This window comes from Stenotrophomonas sp. YJH_SMC_138 (assembly GCF_059369855.1).
In genome coordinates, this window is the sequence record NZ_JCAFTB010000003.1 from 186,975 (window position 1) to 200,798 (window position 13,824).

Annotated in this window: 12 protein-coding genes; 8 read left to right on the top strand and 4 right to left on the bottom strand. The window is 66.3% G+C overall.

Annotated elements, in window-relative coordinates:
* Window positions 1-111 precede the first annotated feature (111 nt).
* Window positions 112-1,527: a DEAD/DEAH box helicase gene (locus AC5P7I_RS09030; RefSeq protein ID WP_046428694.1), complete on the bottom strand. Its 1,416-nt coding sequence runs from the start codon at window positions 1,525-1,527 to the stop codon at window positions 112-114.
* A gap of 865 nt (window positions 1,528-2,392) precedes the next feature.
* On the opposite strand from AC5P7I_RS09030, the gene AC5P7I_RS09035 reads away from it, so the two are divergent.
* Both AC5P7I_RS09035 and maiA read left to right on the top strand, forming a co-directional pair.
* A complete protein-coding gene (locus tag AC5P7I_RS09035) occupies window positions 2,393-3,382 on the top strand; it encodes a fumarylacetoacetate hydrolase family protein (RefSeq protein WP_014645836.1) in 990 nt (329 codons plus the stop codon).
* 14 nt (window positions 3,383-3,396) lie between these two features.
* A complete protein-coding gene (maiA, locus tag AC5P7I_RS09040; protein WP_262088256.1) occupies window positions 3,397-4,065 on the top strand; it encodes a maleylacetoacetate isomerase in 669 nt (222 codons plus the stop codon).
* Between the two features lie 58 nt (window positions 4,066-4,123).
* On the opposite strand, the gene AC5P7I_RS09045 is transcribed toward maiA, so the two are convergent.
* The 3 genes from AC5P7I_RS09045 to AC5P7I_RS09055 form a co-directional block, all read right to left on the bottom strand.
* Entirely contained in the window at window positions 4,124-5,584 is a 1,461-nt protein-coding gene (locus AC5P7I_RS09045) for a UdgX family uracil-DNA binding protein (RefSeq protein WP_262088255.1), read from the bottom strand.
* The gene (locus tag AC5P7I_RS09050) at window positions 5,565-6,848 is read right to left on the bottom strand and encodes a putative DNA modification/repair radical SAM protein (protein ID WP_262088254.1); all 1,284 of its coding nucleotides are present in this window, start codon (window positions 6,846-6,848) and stop codon (window positions 5,565-5,567) included. Before AC5P7I_RS09050 ends, AC5P7I_RS09045 begins: the two co-directional genes overlap by 20 nt.
* Before the next feature lie 131 nt (window positions 6,849-6,979).
* Entirely contained in the window at window positions 6,980-8,107 is a 1,128-nt protein-coding gene (locus tag AC5P7I_RS09055; protein WP_014645840.1) for a PilT/PilU family type 4a pilus ATPase, read from the bottom strand.
* Window positions 8,108-8,228: 121 nt separating this feature from the next.
* On the opposite strand from AC5P7I_RS09055, the gene AC5P7I_RS09060 reads away from it, so the two are divergent.
* From AC5P7I_RS09060 to AC5P7I_RS09085, 6 genes are all read left to right on the top strand, one after another.
* Complete coding sequence (locus AC5P7I_RS09060) at window positions 8,229-8,594, top strand: DUF4398 domain-containing protein (protein ID WP_019660954.1); 366 nt, start codon at window positions 8,229-8,231, stop codon at window positions 8,592-8,594.
* Window positions 8,591-9,475 (top strand): OmpA family protein, encoded by an 885-nt coding sequence (locus AC5P7I_RS09065; protein ID WP_262088253.1) that lies wholly within the window; start codon window positions 8,591-8,593, stop codon window positions 9,473-9,475. The genes AC5P7I_RS09060 and AC5P7I_RS09065 overlap by 4 nt, the downstream gene beginning before the upstream one ends.
* Before the next feature lie 324 nt (window positions 9,476-9,799).
* Complete coding sequence (locus AC5P7I_RS09070) at window positions 9,800-10,036, top strand: HP1242/YdcH family protein (protein WP_005407964.1); 237 nt, start codon at window positions 9,800-9,802, stop codon at window positions 10,034-10,036.
* A gap of 301 nt (window positions 10,037-10,337) precedes the next feature.
* A complete protein-coding gene (locus tag AC5P7I_RS09075) occupies window positions 10,338-11,708 on the top strand; it encodes a pyridoxal-phosphate dependent enzyme (protein ID WP_014645842.1) in 1,371 nt (456 codons plus the stop codon).
* A gap of 123 nt (window positions 11,709-11,831) precedes the next feature.
* Entirely contained in the window at window positions 11,832-13,004 is a 1,173-nt protein-coding gene (locus AC5P7I_RS09080; protein ID WP_053494788.1) for a cystathionine gamma-synthase, read from the top strand.
* A 28-nt stretch (window positions 13,005-13,032) separates the two neighbouring features.
* Window positions 13,033-13,815, top strand: a complete 783-nt coding sequence (locus AC5P7I_RS09085) for an ABC transporter permease (RefSeq protein ID WP_053494789.1) — start codon at window positions 13,033-13,035, stop codon at window positions 13,813-13,815.
* Window positions 13,816-13,824: the final 9 nt, after the last annotated feature.

Sequence of the window (13,824 nt, forward strand, 5' to 3'; positions counted from 1 at the left end):
CCACCGCGTGCTTTATCACCCGGTAGCCAGCAACAAAAAAAGGACGGCGCGTCAGCGCCGTCCCTCGATAGCCCCCCGCGCAGCGGGAAGCGCCATCCATGTCAGCTGGGATCAGCCGGCGCGACCGCCGCCGTTGCCACCCTGGCCGCGACCACGGCCGCCACCATTGCCGCCACCGCCACGGCGCTGGCCCTGACCCGCGCCCGCACGCTGCTGGCCGTTGCCGCCGCCCTCGCGACGGCCACCACCGGCCTTCTTCGGGCCGGCATGCGCATGGCGCGGCGCATCGCCGTGCGGACGGCGTGCGTGGCTCTTGCGCGGCGCGCGCTCACCGGTATCGTGCTCGGCCTTGCCCGGCGCACTGTTGCCCCAGCGGATCGGCGTCTGCAGCTCGAAGCCCGGCACATCGCGGATGTCCATGTCGCGGCCCAGCAGGCGCACGATCGCGCGCAGCAGCTTCACTTCATCCTGCGCCACCAGCGAAATCGCCTGGCCGGTCGCGCCGTTGCGGCCGGTGCGGCCGATGCGGTGCACGTAGTCCTCGGCCACCATCGGCAGGTCGAAGTTGATCACCTTCGGCAGCTCGTTGATGTCGATGCCGCGCGCGGCGATGTCGGTGGCCACCAGCACGGTCACGCGGCCGGCCTTGAAGTCACCCAGCGCACGCAGGCGCTGGCCCTGGCTCTTGTTGCCGTGGATCGCCGCGGTCTTGATGCCCGACTTTTCCAGGAACGTGGCCAGCTTGTCGCTGCCATGCTTGGTGCGGGCGAACACCAGGGTCTGCTCGCGGCTGTCCTGCGCCAGCAGGTGCAGCAGCAGGTCGCGCTTGCGGCCGGCGTCGACCGGATGCACGCGGTGGGTGATGGTTTCGGCCACGGTGTTCTTCGGCGTCACCTGGATCTGTTCCGGGTTGCGCATGAACTCCAGCGCCAACTGGCGGATGTTGTCCTCGAAGGTGGCCGAGAACAGCAGGGTCTGGCGGTTCTGCTTCGGCAGCTTGGCCAGGATGCGCTTGATCGACGGCAGGAAGCCCATGTCGAGCATGCGGTCGGCTTCGTCCAGGATCAGCACTTCAATGCCGGACAGGTCGACGCTGCGACGCTCAAGGTGGTCGATCAGGCGGCCCGGGCAGGCCACCAGCAGGTCCACGCCACGGCGCAGGATGTCCAGCTGGTTGCCCATGCCGACGCCGCCGTAGATGCAGGCGCTGGGGATGCGCAGGTACTTGCTGTAGCCACGCAGGCTGTCATGCACCTGGGTGGCCAGCTCGCGGGTCGGGGCCAGGATCAGCGCGCGTGGCTTGCGCGGGCCGGCACGTACCTCCTGCGAGGCGGTGCCCAGGTGCTGCAGCAGCGGCAGGCCGAACGCGGCGGTCTTGCCGGTGCCGGTCTGTGCGCCGGCCAGCAGGTCGCGACCGGCCAGCGCCAGCGGGATCGCCTGCTGCTGGATCGGGGTCGGGTTTTCGTAGCCCTGCTCGGCGAGCGCGCGCAGCAGGAAGGGCGCCAGGCCCAGCGATTCAAAAGACATTGAGTTTGCTCCAAGTACAAGAAACGCCTGTCCGAGCGGACAGACGGGGGCAGATCAAACTGATCGGCTGACTCGGAGCGTTCCCGTGAACCGCGCTGCGAGAATTGGGTGCAGCCGGCACGAAGCGCAGGCTGGAATGCGTGACGAACGGCGTCGGAGTGGGGGCGGGCGAAGAGGGCGGACCCTGGTCGCCGGCGATCCCGGAGGGAAACGGACGGCCGCTGCAGACTCTGCAAGTCTAAACGATGTTCGAGACTTCGCGCAAAAAGGCCTGTTCAGGTAGGGGGTGTCTGCAGGGCTTGCAGCCCTGCACCCGCGGAGGCCAGAGCCACGTCAACGTCAAAAGCTGGCTTCCTGAGGGTTGGCGGGGTGGGTCCGGTTGAGGGGGGCGCCGTAAACCCATCCATGGGGGCTTGGTCGCGGCATCCATGCCGCTCACACCCCCTCAACCGGCCCCACCCCGCCTTCGACAGTTTTTCGCGATCTGTCGAATCTCATTCGATTTATTTCGATATCTGACGGATTTCGACGATGAATGATGGGGATGTTCGATCCGTCATCGGGAAACTGTCGGGGGTAGGGCGGTGTGGGTGGGCAGGACCGTTGGCGCCATGGATGGCGCCATCGAGCCCCCATGGACGGGTTTACGGCGTGTCCTGCCCACCCACACCGCCCCGCCCAACCAGTAGAAAGCCAGAGCCGCTTTTGACGTTGCCGTTGCTGTTGCATTGAGCAGGTGCAGGGCAGCAAGCCCTGCCGAACCCCCCACTACGGTAGGGTGGGCCGATGCCGCGCTGCAGCTTGGCGTCGCCGCAGATTTGATTACACTTGAAACTTGTTTGCCCACGACTCCGGACACCCACCCATGAAGCTTGGTTCTTTGAAGGAAGGCGGCCGCGACGGCACCCTGATCGTCGTTTCGCGTGACCTGCGCCACGGCGTGCGCGCCACCGGCATTGCCGCCACCCTGCAGCAGGCCCTGGAGGACTGGAGCCACATCGCCCCGCGCCTGAACGCCCTGTACGAATCGCTCAACGCTGGCGATGCCGATGGCGTGTTCGACCTCGACCCGCAGGCACTGGCCGCACCGATGCCGCGCGCCTATGAGTTCGTCGATGGCAGCGCCTACCTGCCGCACGTCGAACGCGTGCGCCGTGCCCGTGGCGCCGAGGTGCCGGAGAGCTTCTACACCGATCCACTGATGTACCAAGCCACCAGCGCCGGCTTCTACGGCCCGCGCGATGCGGTCAAGGTGGTCAGCGAGGACTACGGCATCGACCTGGAAGCGGAGATCGTGGTGATCACCGACGACGTGCCGATGGCGGCGACCCCGGAACAGGCAGCCGGTCATATCCAGTTGGTCGGCCTGGTCAACGATGTCTCGCTGCGCAACCTGATCCCGGGCGAGCTGGCCAAGGGTTTCGGCTTCCTGCAGTCCAAGCCGCGCTCGGCGCTGTCGCCGGTGTTCGTCACCCCTGACGAGCTGGGTGCCGCGTGGCAGGACAGCAAGGTGCACCTGCCGCTGCTGACCCACATCAACGGCCAGTGGTTCGGTGCGCCGGAAGCGGGCGTGGACATGCAGTTCAATTTCGCCCAGCTGGTTTCGCATGCGGCCAAGACCCGTCCGCTGGTCGCCGGCACCATCGTCGGCTCGGGCACCATCGCCAATGAAGACACCAGCAAGGGTGCGTCGTGCTTCGCCGAGCAGCGCGTGGTCGAAACCCTGCGGGACGGCAAGCCGAGCACGCCGTTCATGTCGTTCGGCGACGTGGTCCGCATCGAGATGCTCGATGCCGCCGGTAACAGCATCTTCGGTGCGATCGAGCAGCGCATCGAACAGGCGGCCAGGCCCTGAGCATGGAGGCGGCCATGGAGATCCCGGTCGACGACGGCATCGTGCTGTACACCTACTGGCGATCCAGCGCCGCCTACCGCGTGCGCATCGGCCTGGAGCTGAAGGGCCTGGCCTGGGAGGCCCGGCCGGTGCATCTGGTGCGCGACGGTGGCGAGCAGCACCGGGATGCCTATCGGGCGCTCAACCCGCAGCAGCAGGTGCCAACCCTGCTGCATGAGGGGCATGTGCTGACCCAGTCGCTGGCGATCCTCGAATACCTGGACGAGCGCTTTCCGCAGGTACCGCTGCTGCCGGCCGACGCCGCCGGCCGCGCGCGGGTGCGGGCGCTGGCCCAGCTGGTGGCCTGCGACATCCACCCGATCAACAACCTGCGGGTGATGCAGTACCTGGAGCGCGATCTGCAGGTGCCGGCCGATGCGCGCACGCAGTGGACCCTGCAATGGATCGCCGAGGGCTTCGCGGCGATGGAAGCCCTGCTGGTCAACAGTCGTGACACCGGCGCCTTCTGCCACGGTGACCGTCCCGGCCTGGCCGATATCTGCCTGCTGCCGCAGCTGTACAACGCCCACCGCTTCGGCCTGGACCTGGCACCGTACCCGACCCTGCGCCGCATCGAATCGGCCTGCCAGGCAGTGGATGCCTTCGACCGCGCACGCCCGGAAAACCAGCCCGACGCCGCCTGAAAAAAAGGGGACGAAAAAAAGGGGACGGAGGGGATTAAGTCGTATATGCACTTACGACTTAATCCCCTCCGTCCCCTTTCTGCCGCAAACGGGCCAGGTCATCGCGGAACACCCGGTAGGCTTCCTCGCGGCGCGCATCGTCGGCCTGCCGCAACACCCATGCCGGGTGCACCGTGGCGTAGCCGCGCGTGCCGTCCTCGAGGGTGTGCCAGCGTCCGCGGTCGCGTGCGAGGTCGAAATCACGACCGAATACCGAGGCTGCGGCTGTCGCGCCGAGGCACACGATCACCTGGGGCCGCACGCGTGCGATCTCACCCATCAGCCAGGGGCGGCAGGCCTGGATGTGGCGGCTTTCCGGCCGCTTGTGCAGCCGCACCTTGCCGCGCCGCTCATGGTGGAAGTGCTTCACCGCGTTGGTGAGGTACAGCTGGGCGCGATCGATTCCCAGTTCCGCCAGTGCGCGGTCCAGCACCTGGCCGGCAGGTCCTGCGAACGGCTGCCCGCGCAGATCCTCGGTATCACCGGGCTGCTCGCCGATCACCATCACCCGCGCATCGGCAGGCCCCTGCCCGAACACGGTCTGCGTGGCCTGCTCCCATAGCGGGCACTGGCGGCAGGCACTGGCCTGTCCGCGCAGATTGTCCAGGCTGCTGGCATCGGCTGCCGGCGTCGCAGCGTTCGCACGCGGGGGAATCCTGCGTTGCGGTGCCTGTGCCGGCCGGTCATGCATTTCCTGCACGCGGTCGGCCGCGTCGCGCACCAGGCGTGGCAGCAACTGTGCTTCAGGCAGGTGGCGCCAGTACTTTGCCGGCATCTCCTGCATCATCATCCGTGTGTTGAGCCGCGCCGGATTGAAGATGCTGGCGTAGTAGGTCTGCCACAGCGACTCGCGTGCATCCTCGGCCGGGGCATCTTCGCGCCGTGCACCGGGGCCGAAGGCAAGCGCCTGCCCATCCCAGGCGACGCTGCGCGAAGGGGTCAGGATCGCCCAGCGCATGCCGGTGAAGCGGCGCGCGAAGAACGGCGAGACCCGGTCGACGATGTGGTGCTGCGGCTCGAACCAGGCGATGAACGCATCGGGCTGGCCAGGTACCTCGCGGAAGCGCACGAATGCCTTCATCTTGTGCGTGTCACGGCGGACGGCCTGGGCGAGGGCTGTCGCGCGCAGGACATCGGCGTCGGCGGGGTTGCCCAGCACTGATCGCTCGCCATGGGCGATGCGCCACAGCAGGCGATACAGCACGGCCAGACGCTGGGGATCGCGATGGCACAGGCAGGTGGCCGCCAGCTCCAGGAAGTCACGTGGAACGTTGGGTGCACCGGCATCGGCAAGCATCGGCGCCTGCTGCACGGCCGGCGCATCCAGCAGCGACGTGTCACTCCCTTCCAGCCAGTCCAGCTGCGGCGGGGCAACGCCGCGCAGCAACGCTTCGCGCGCAGCATCGCGCCAGGCCTGCAGCGACCACGGCGGATCCACCCGCAGCGACCAGCGCTGCGCGTCAGGATGCAGACGGGGCATCGAAAAGCGAACCCTGGCGCGGCGGCGGGGCCAGCTGCGCGCGCAGCGCCGCCGGATCATCCAGTGCTTTGCGCGGGTGATGGTCGGCCAGCAGCACGAACGGCAGCAGCTTGCTCATCGGTGCCCTCAGGCGCGCGATGTCGGCCACGCGCAGCCGCCCGTGGCGGCGTGCCATCAGCACGCGCTTGACGTTGCGCACGCCAAGGCCGGGCACGCGCAGCAGCATTTCCTTCGGTGCCCGGTTCAGATCGACCGGAAAGCGCTCGGGATGGCGGATCGCCCAGGCCATCTTGGGGTCGATATCCAGGTCGAGCATGCCGTCCTGGGTGGTATCGGTAATCTCCTCCACACCGTAACCGTAGAAGCGCAGCAGCCAGTCTGCCTGGTAAAGGCGATGTTCGCGCTGCAGCGGTGGCGGCTGCAGTGGCAGCTGCCGGCTGGCGTCCGGAATCGGGCTGAATGCGGAGTAGTAGACCCGGCGCATGCGGTAGTTGCCGTACAGACTGTCGGCGCTGGCCAGGATCTGCTGGTCGTTTGCCCCGTCCGCGCCGACGATCATCTGGGTGCTCTGCCCGGCCGGTGCGAAACGGGGAGGGCGCGGGCGAGCGCTGCGGCTGGCCGTCGGCGCCACCACTGCGGGGGCCTTGCGAGCTTCCTTGGCTTCCTCGATGCGCCAGCGCAGTTCGCCCATCGCGCCACGGATCGAATGCACCGTCTTCTCCGGTGCCAAGGCGCTCAGGCCGGCTTCGGTCGGCAGTTCCACGTTGATGGACAGGCGATCGGCATAGCGCCCGGCATTGGCCAGCAGTTCCGGCGAGGCCTCGGGAATGGTCTTGAGGTGGATGTAGCCGGCGTAGCGGTGTTCTTCGCGCAGCTGCCGGGCCACTTCCACCATCTGCTCCATGGTGTAGTCCGCATTGCGGATGATGCCGCTGGACAGGAACAGGCCCTCGATGTAGTTGCGCTTGTAGAAGTCCAGGGTGAGCGTGACCACCTCGTCCACGCTGAAACGCGCGCGGGCCACGTTGCTGGAGACCCGGTTCACGCAATAGGCGCAGTCGTAAATGCAGAAGTTGGTCAGCAGGATCTTCAGCAATGAAACGCAGCGGCCGTCGGGCGTGTAGCTGTGGCAGATGCCCATGCCCTCGGTACTGCCGATACCGCCACTGGCGCGCGAATCGCGTTTGCCCGAGCCGCTGGAGGCGCAGGACGCGTCGTATTTGGCGGCGTCGGCCAGAATGGCCAGCTTGCGGATGGTTTCCATTGAGGAAACCTACGGATGAGGGGTCTCATTGGATGAGACCGCCCATGAACGCTTCAGAAAAAAGGGGACGGAGGGGATTAAGTCGCAAATGCACAAACGACTTAATCCCCTCCGTCCCCTTTTTCGTGGGGTCAGAAGCCGTGGGTGATGCTGGGTGCGCCGGCTGAGAAATCGGCGTACGGGTCGTGCTCGCCGCTGCTGCCTTCGGACAAACGGAACTTCAGGGCCAGGCCATCGCGCGAGTCGGCCGCGCGCAGCGCTTCCTCCTGCTCGATGATGCCCGCCTTGGCCAGCCGGAACAGGCACTGGTCGAAGCTCTCCATGCCTTCTTCCAGCGAGCCTTCCATCGCCGCCTTGATCTCGTGCACCTGGCCGCGACGCAACAGGTCGCGGATCATCGGCGTATTGATCAGCACCTCGGTGGCCGGCAGGCGACGGCCCTCCTTGTTCTTCACCAGGCGCTGGCTGATCACCGCACGCAGGTTCAGCGCCAGGTTCATCAGCACGTTCTTGTGCGCGCTTTCCGGGAAGAAGTTGAGGATGCGCTCGATGGTCTGGTCGGCGTTGTTGGAGTGCAGGGTGGCCAAGCACAGGTGCCCGGTCTCGGCGAAGGCGATCGCCGCCTCCATCGTTTCCGCATCCAGGATTTCGCCGATCAGGATCACGTCCGGCGCTTCACGCATCGCGTTCTTCAGCGCGTTGTGGAAGGCGTGGGTGTCCAGGCCGACCTCGCGCTGGTTGACGATCGACATCTTGTGCTTGTGCAGGTACTCGATCGGATCCTCGATGGTGAGGATGTGACCGGTGGTGGTGCTGTTGCGGTGGTCGATCATCGACGCCAGCGAGGTGGACTTGCCGGAACCGGTGGACCCCACCACCAGCACCAGCCCGCGCGGGGTCATGATGACGTCCTTCAGCACCTGCGGCAGGTTCAGCTCCTCGATGCTCGGGATACGGCTGCGGATGGCGCGGATGACCATGCCGACCTCGCCCCGCTGCTTGAACACGTTGACGCGGAAGCGCCCGGCATCGGGCAGGGCGATGGCCATGTTGAGCTCCAGCTCGCGCTCGAACTGCGGCACCTGGCCTTCGTCCATCAGCGAGTAGGCGATTTTCTTTACCATGCCCGGCGGCAGGCCGGTGTTGCCCAGCGGATAGAGCTTCCCCTCGATCTTGATGTAGACCGGTGCCCCGGTGGTCAGAAACATGTCCGAAGCGTTCTTTTCGGTCATCAGCTTCAGGAAGTAGCCGATATCCATTGCGAATTTTCCCCAACGAAACGGCCGACGCCCGTTGCCAGCACGGTGTCGGCTTGACGACAATGGCCGTGAACCGACAACCGGTACGGCCTCCCCAATGAAACGACTTAGCTTCGCACGAATGCGCCATGGCCTGTATGTGATGGCGTTTGCATTCGCACTGTCTGCCCCCGCCTGGGCGCAGGACGCCGCCCTGGAACTGGCGCAGGCCCGGCAGGCGGTCGACAAGGCCACCCAGGCCGACGCCGACCAGTACGCCCCGGACCTGATCGGTCTGGCCCGGCAGGGGCTGGAGCAGGCCCAGCGCGCCGCCGGCGACCGCCGCGAACGGAAGAACGCCCCGGCGATGGCCCTGCGCGCCGCCGCCGATGCCGACCTGGCACGCGTCCGCAGCGAGGAAGCCACCGTCAGCGCGCAGCTGCAGCTGCGCCGCAACGAGGTCAACCAGCTGCAACGCCAGCTGTCGACCGGGGAGGACCGCCGGTGAAGCCGATGACCGCCGCAACCCTGGCCGCGCTGCTGGCGCTGCCGACCCTGGCCGTGGCCGCCGACAACCCGATGGTGGCGCAGCTGAGCCAGCGCCTGATGGCCATCCAGGCCAACCCGGATACCGCTGAGCTGGGCGCCTTCGAGCGCATGCAGGCGCAGCAGGCCATCGCGGCCCTGGACAAGGCCAAGCGCCGTGACCAGGAGCTGGCCACCTACCTGGCCGAGCGCCGGGTGGAGATTGCCGAGACCGCGGTGCGCACTGCGCTGGCCGCCCGCGAGGTCGACCGCCTGGAGCGCACCCGCAGCGACCTGCTGATCGAGGCCAGCCGCCGCGATGCCGCCCGTGCCCGCCAGGAAGCCGAACAGCTGCGCATGCAGGCGCAGATGCAGGCCGAGGAAGCCGAACGCCTGCGCCAGGCCGCCGAGGCCGAAACCCTGGCCCGCCAGGACGCCGAAAACGCCCTGACCAGCGTGGCCGGCAAGCAGCAGCAGCGCCTCAGCGCCGCCCAGCAGAACGCCGCCAAGCTGGCCCGCGAGGAGGCCGAGCTGGTGTCGGGCCAGAAGCTGCCGGGTTCGAAGTTCGATGCGCGCGGTGAGGTCTTCACCTTCGGGGGCGACGCGTTCGCTGCAGGTGCGTCCAGCCTGTCTGGCGGCGCCCGCAACCAGGCCAAGGCGCTCGCCGAGTACCTGAACATCGGCAAGAAGGGCCGCCTGCGCATCGAGGCCTACGACAGTGCCAACGGCGTGGGCCAGAAGCGTGCCGAAGCGCTGCGCGACGCCCTGGTCGCGGGTGGTGTCGCCAGCAACCGGATCCAGGTCAGCGGCAAGAAGGCAGCCTCCACCCGGGCCCGTTCGGCCGAGGTCATCATCGCGCCGTAATGCATTGATATTGTTTGTTTTTCGTTGCAATGAGCATTCAGCCTGAACCCCGCCCCGGCGGGGTTCGGTCTTTTTGTCGCAGGGGTCTTGTACCCCGCCCTGAGCAGGCGTAGGGTCAATCGTCCGGGACGCAATGCCGCGGACCGGACGATGGGAGGGCCGGGCCGATGCAAGCAGGGCGCGAACCGCAGCAGATCGACGTGCGCAGGCCAGTGCCGCAGGTCGTTGCAGGCGTCCAGGTGGCCATCGACCGGCACTCCTCCATGAACAACGCCCCGTGCCTTGCGGCCGGGGCGTTCGTGTATCTGTCGAAGGAGGTCCATCATGTTTGAAGATCAGCCCCAGAGCGAGATCGACGCCCGTCGCGCGCGTGATCCGGAGTTCAGGGCACTCCATGACCAGCACCGCAAGTTGAACAAGAAGTGCATGGACGCGGAGTTGGGTGTACTCCCGATCGATGATGTCACCCTGGGTCGCATGAAGCGTGAGAAGCTGCTGGCCAAGCAACGCCTTCTGCGAATGTACGAAACACCGCTCCCAACGACGTCCCCCACGCTTTGACGCACCCCGTCGCGCCCGGAACGGCGTGACCCGGCCATCGATGGCCCCGCCGGGCGCTTCTGCCCCGGCATCGCGGCACCGCCGATGAGGCGGCCGCGCCAAGGCACCACAGGCGGTGGTGCCTTGGTCTCCAGGCACCACTCACCGATGCGGGCGGTACCGGTCTCCTCGTCGATCCGGGGCCGCCCGCATCCCTTTACGGGGCCGGCGGGCGGCATCTCCGCGCCGACCTGACATTCAGCGCCATCCGTCGGATAATCATCGGTCCGGCCCTGCGTGGCGCGAATCGAAAGTCCTCCGAATGCCCATCCATTCTTCCGTCCTCGAACTCATCGGCCAGACCCCGATCGTCAAGGCCCAGCGCCTGGACACCGGCGTCTGCGAGCTCTACCTGAAGCTGGAGAGCGCCAACCCGGGCGGATCGATCAAGGATCGCATCGGCCTGTCGATGATCGAGGCGGCGGAGCAGCGTGGTGACCTGAAGCCGGGCGCGACCCTGGTTGAAGGTACCGCCGGCAACACCGGCCTGGGCCTGGCGCTGGTGGCACAGCAGAAGGGCTACAAGCTGATCCTCGTCGTTCCCGACAAGATGAGCCGCGAGAAGATCTTCAACCTGAAGGCGATGGGCGCTGAAGTGCGCCTGACCCGTTCAGACGTCGCCAAGGGCCATCCGGAGTACTACCAGGACCTGGCCAAGACCATCGCCGAGCAGACCCCGGGCGCCTACTTCATCAACCAGTTCGGCAACCCGGACAACCCGGCCGCGCATGAGTTCGGCACCGGCCCGGAAATCCTCGAGCAGATGGGCGGTGACCTCGACGCCATCGTGTTCGGCTGCGGCAGCTCCGGCACCATGACCGGCCTGTCGCGCGCGTTCGCCAAGCTGTCGCCGAAGACCGAGCTGGTGCTGGCCGATCCGGTCGGCTCGATCCTGGCCGAATACATCAACGACGGCGTGCTCAACGACAAGTCGGGCAGCTGGCTGGTGGAAGGCATCGGCGAGGACTTCCTGCCCTCGATCTCCGACTTCAGCCGCGTCAAGAAGGCTTATGCGATCAGCGATGCCGAGAGCTTCCACACCGCGCGCGAGCTGCTGGGCAAGGAAGGCATCCTGGGCGGTTCGTCCACCGGCACCCTGCTGGCGGCGGCGCTGAAGTACTGCAAGGAGCAGACCACGCCGAAGAGGGTGCTGGTGCTGGTCTGCGATACCGGCAACAAGTACCTGTCGAAGATGTACAACGACTACTGGATGCTGGACAACGGCTTCCTGCAGCGCCCGCAGCACGGCGACCTGCGCGACCTGATCCTGCGCCCGTACGGCCAGCGCGACACCGTGGTGATCGGCCCGAACGACCTGCTGACCACCGCCTACCAGCGCATGAAGCTGTACGACGTCTCGCAGCTGCCGGTGATGGACGGCGAGAAGCTGGTCGGCATCGTCGACGAAAGCGACGTGCTGCTGCATGTCTATGGCGACGAGGCGCGCTTCCGCGACACCGTGGCCACCGCGATGGTCAGCAAGCTGGACCGGCTGGACGTGAAGTCGCCGATCGAGGCCCTGCTGCCGGTGTTCGACCGCGGCCAGGTGGCGATCGTGATGGACGGCGACGCCTTCCTCGGCCTGATCACCCGCATCGACCTGCTGAATTATCTGCGTCGGCGCGTTCAGTAAGGCGTTTATCGCCGCAGATCGCTGCTGAATCCCGGTTTATCCGCGTCAAAGCTCGTTAAGGCCGCGCTGATAGACTCCCGCTCCTTCGACGGCGCCGGTCATCGGCGCCAATCAGGAAACGACATGTCCAACGCTTCTTCCCCGGACCGCGCGCTGGCCCTGGCCACGCTGGCCATCCACGGCGGCCAGTCGCCCGACCCCAGCACCGGCGCGGTGATGCCGCCGATCTACGCCACTTCGACCTATGCCCAGTCCAGCCCGGGCGAGCATCAGGGCTTCGAGTACTCGCGTACCCACAACCCGACCCGGTTCGCCTATGAGCGTTGCGTGGCCTCGCTGGAAGGCGGTACCCGCGGCTTTGCCTTCGCTTCGGGCATGGCGGCCAGCTCGACCGTGATCGAGCTGCTCGACGCTGGCAGCCACGTGGTGGCGATGGACGACATCTACGGCGGCAGCTTCCGCCTGTTCGAGCGCGTGCGTCGCCGCACCGCCGGGCTGGACTTCAGCTTCGTCGACCTCACCGATCTGGCGGCATTCGAAGCCTCCATCACGTCGAAGACGAAGATGGTCTGGATCGAGACCCCGACCAACCCGATGCTGAAGATCGTCGACATCGCCGCGGTCGCCGCCATCGCCAAGCGCCATGGCCTGATCGTAGTGGTCGACAACACCTTCGCCTCGCCGATGCTGCAGCGTCCGCTGGAACTGGGTGCGGACCTGGTCCTGCATTCGGCCACCAAGTATCTCAATGGCCACTCGGACATGGTCGGTGGCATGGTCGTGGTCGGCGATAACGCCGAACTGGCCGAGCAGATGGCCTTCCTGCAGAACTCGGTGGGGGGCGTGCAGGGCCCCTTCGACAGCTTCCTGGCCCTGCGCGGCCTGAAGACCCTGCCGCTGCGCATGAAGGCACACTGCGCCAACGCGCTGGCGCTGGCCCAATGGCTGGAAAAGCACCCGGCGGTGGAGAAGGTGATCTACCCGGGCCTGGCCTCGCACCCGCAGCATGAACTGGCCGGCAAGCAGATGGCCGGCTACGGCGGCATCGTCTCGATCGTGCTCAAGGGCGGGTTCGAGGCGGCCAAGCGCTTCTGCGAGAAGACCGAACTGTTCACCCTGGCCGAGTCGCTGGGCGGTGTTGAAAGCCTGGTCAACCATCCGGCGGTGATGACCCATGCCTCGATTCCGGTCGCGCGCCGCGAACAGCTGGGCATCAGCGATGCGCTGGTGCGCCTGAGCGTGGGCGTGGAGGAGCTGGGGGATCTGCAGGTGGATCTGGAGAGGGCACTTCAGTGACCGTCGGATTGTCCATGGTGTCTGACGCATGAGTGCCTCGAATCTGGCTGGTCTCATCTTCCAGCTCACCCGGCGTGAAGTCAGTGGCCGCTACAAGGGCTCAGTGCTCGGCTTGTTCTGGTCCTTCGTCAATCCGCTGTTGATGCTCAGCGTATACACGTTGTTCTTCTCGGTGATCCTGAAAGTTCGCTGGGGCGATCAGCCACAGCGTCAGGCGGATTTTGCGATCCTGTTGTTCGTCGGCCTGATCCTCCATGGATTCATCGCCGAATGCATCAACCGCGCGCCGGGATTGATCACGGGAAACGTCAACTACGTCAAGAAGGTCGTGTTCCCGATCGGCATTCTGCCGATCGTTTCCTGTTCATCGGCGCTGTTCCATTGGTTCATCAGTCTGAGCGTTCTGGCGCTTGCACTGGTGTTCGTCGGGAACGGTGTTCCGGTCACTTTTCCGTTGATTCTGGTAGTGATGGTCCCCCTGGTGCTGTATGCGCTGGGCATCAGCTGGATACTGGCGTCTGTGGGCGTTTACCTGAGGGACGTCAACCAGGTGGTGGGTGTTTTCTCGCAGATCCTGCTGTTCATTTCGCCAGTGTTCTTCCCGGTCACCAAGATTCCCGAGTACATCCGCCCGCTCTTCCTGGCCAATCCGCTTACGACGATCATCGAGCAGGCCCGTGCCGTCGCGGTGTTCGGTCAGCTGCCGGACTGGTGGCAGCTGGCGGGGCAGTTTGCTGCCGCGTCTGTGGTCTGCCTGCTGGGAATGGTCTGGTTCCGTCGCACCAAGTGTGGATTCGCTGATGTCCTTTAAGAAGGAGCT

Bases quoted from the DNA above. Each gene is read 5' to 3' on its own strand.
- AC5P7I_RS09035 (WP_014645836.1), top strand. From the start codon at position 2,393: ATGAAGCTTGGTTCTTTGAAGGAAGGCGGCCGCGACGGCACCCTGATC.
- AC5P7I_RS09045 (WP_262088255.1), bottom strand. From the start codon at position 5,584: ATGCCCCGTCTGCATCCTGACGCGCAGCGCTGGTCGCTGCGGGTGGAT.
- AC5P7I_RS09085 (WP_053494789.1), top strand. From the start codon at position 13,033: ATGAGTGCCTCGAATCTGGCTGGTCTCATCTTCCAGCTCACCCGGCGT.
- AC5P7I_RS09060 (WP_019660954.1), top strand. From the start codon at position 8,229: ATGCGCCATGGCCTGTATGTGATGGCGTTTGCATTCGCACTGTCTGCC.
- maiA (WP_262088256.1), top strand. From the start codon at position 3,397: ATGGAGATCCCGGTCGACGACGGCATCGTGCTGTACACCTACTGGCGA.
- AC5P7I_RS09070 (WP_005407964.1), top strand. From the start codon at position 9,800: ATGTTTGAAGATCAGCCCCAGAGCGAGATCGACGCCCGTCGCGCGCGT.
- AC5P7I_RS09030 (WP_046428694.1), bottom strand. From the start codon at position 1,527: ATGTCTTTTGAATCGCTGGGCCTGGCGCCCTTCCTGCTGCGCGCGCTC.
- AC5P7I_RS09050 (WP_262088254.1), bottom strand. From the start codon at position 6,848: ATGGAAACCATCCGCAAGCTGGCCATTCTGGCCGACGCCGCCAAATAC.
- AC5P7I_RS09075 (WP_014645842.1), top strand. From the start codon at position 10,338: ATGCCCATCCATTCTTCCGTCCTCGAACTCATCGGCCAGACCCCGATC.
- AC5P7I_RS09080 (WP_053494788.1), top strand. From the start codon at position 11,832: ATGTCCAACGCTTCTTCCCCGGACCGCGCGCTGGCCCTGGCCACGCTG.
- AC5P7I_RS09055 (WP_014645840.1), bottom strand. From the start codon at position 8,107: ATGGATATCGGCTACTTCCTGAAGCTGATGACCGAAAAGAACGCTTCG.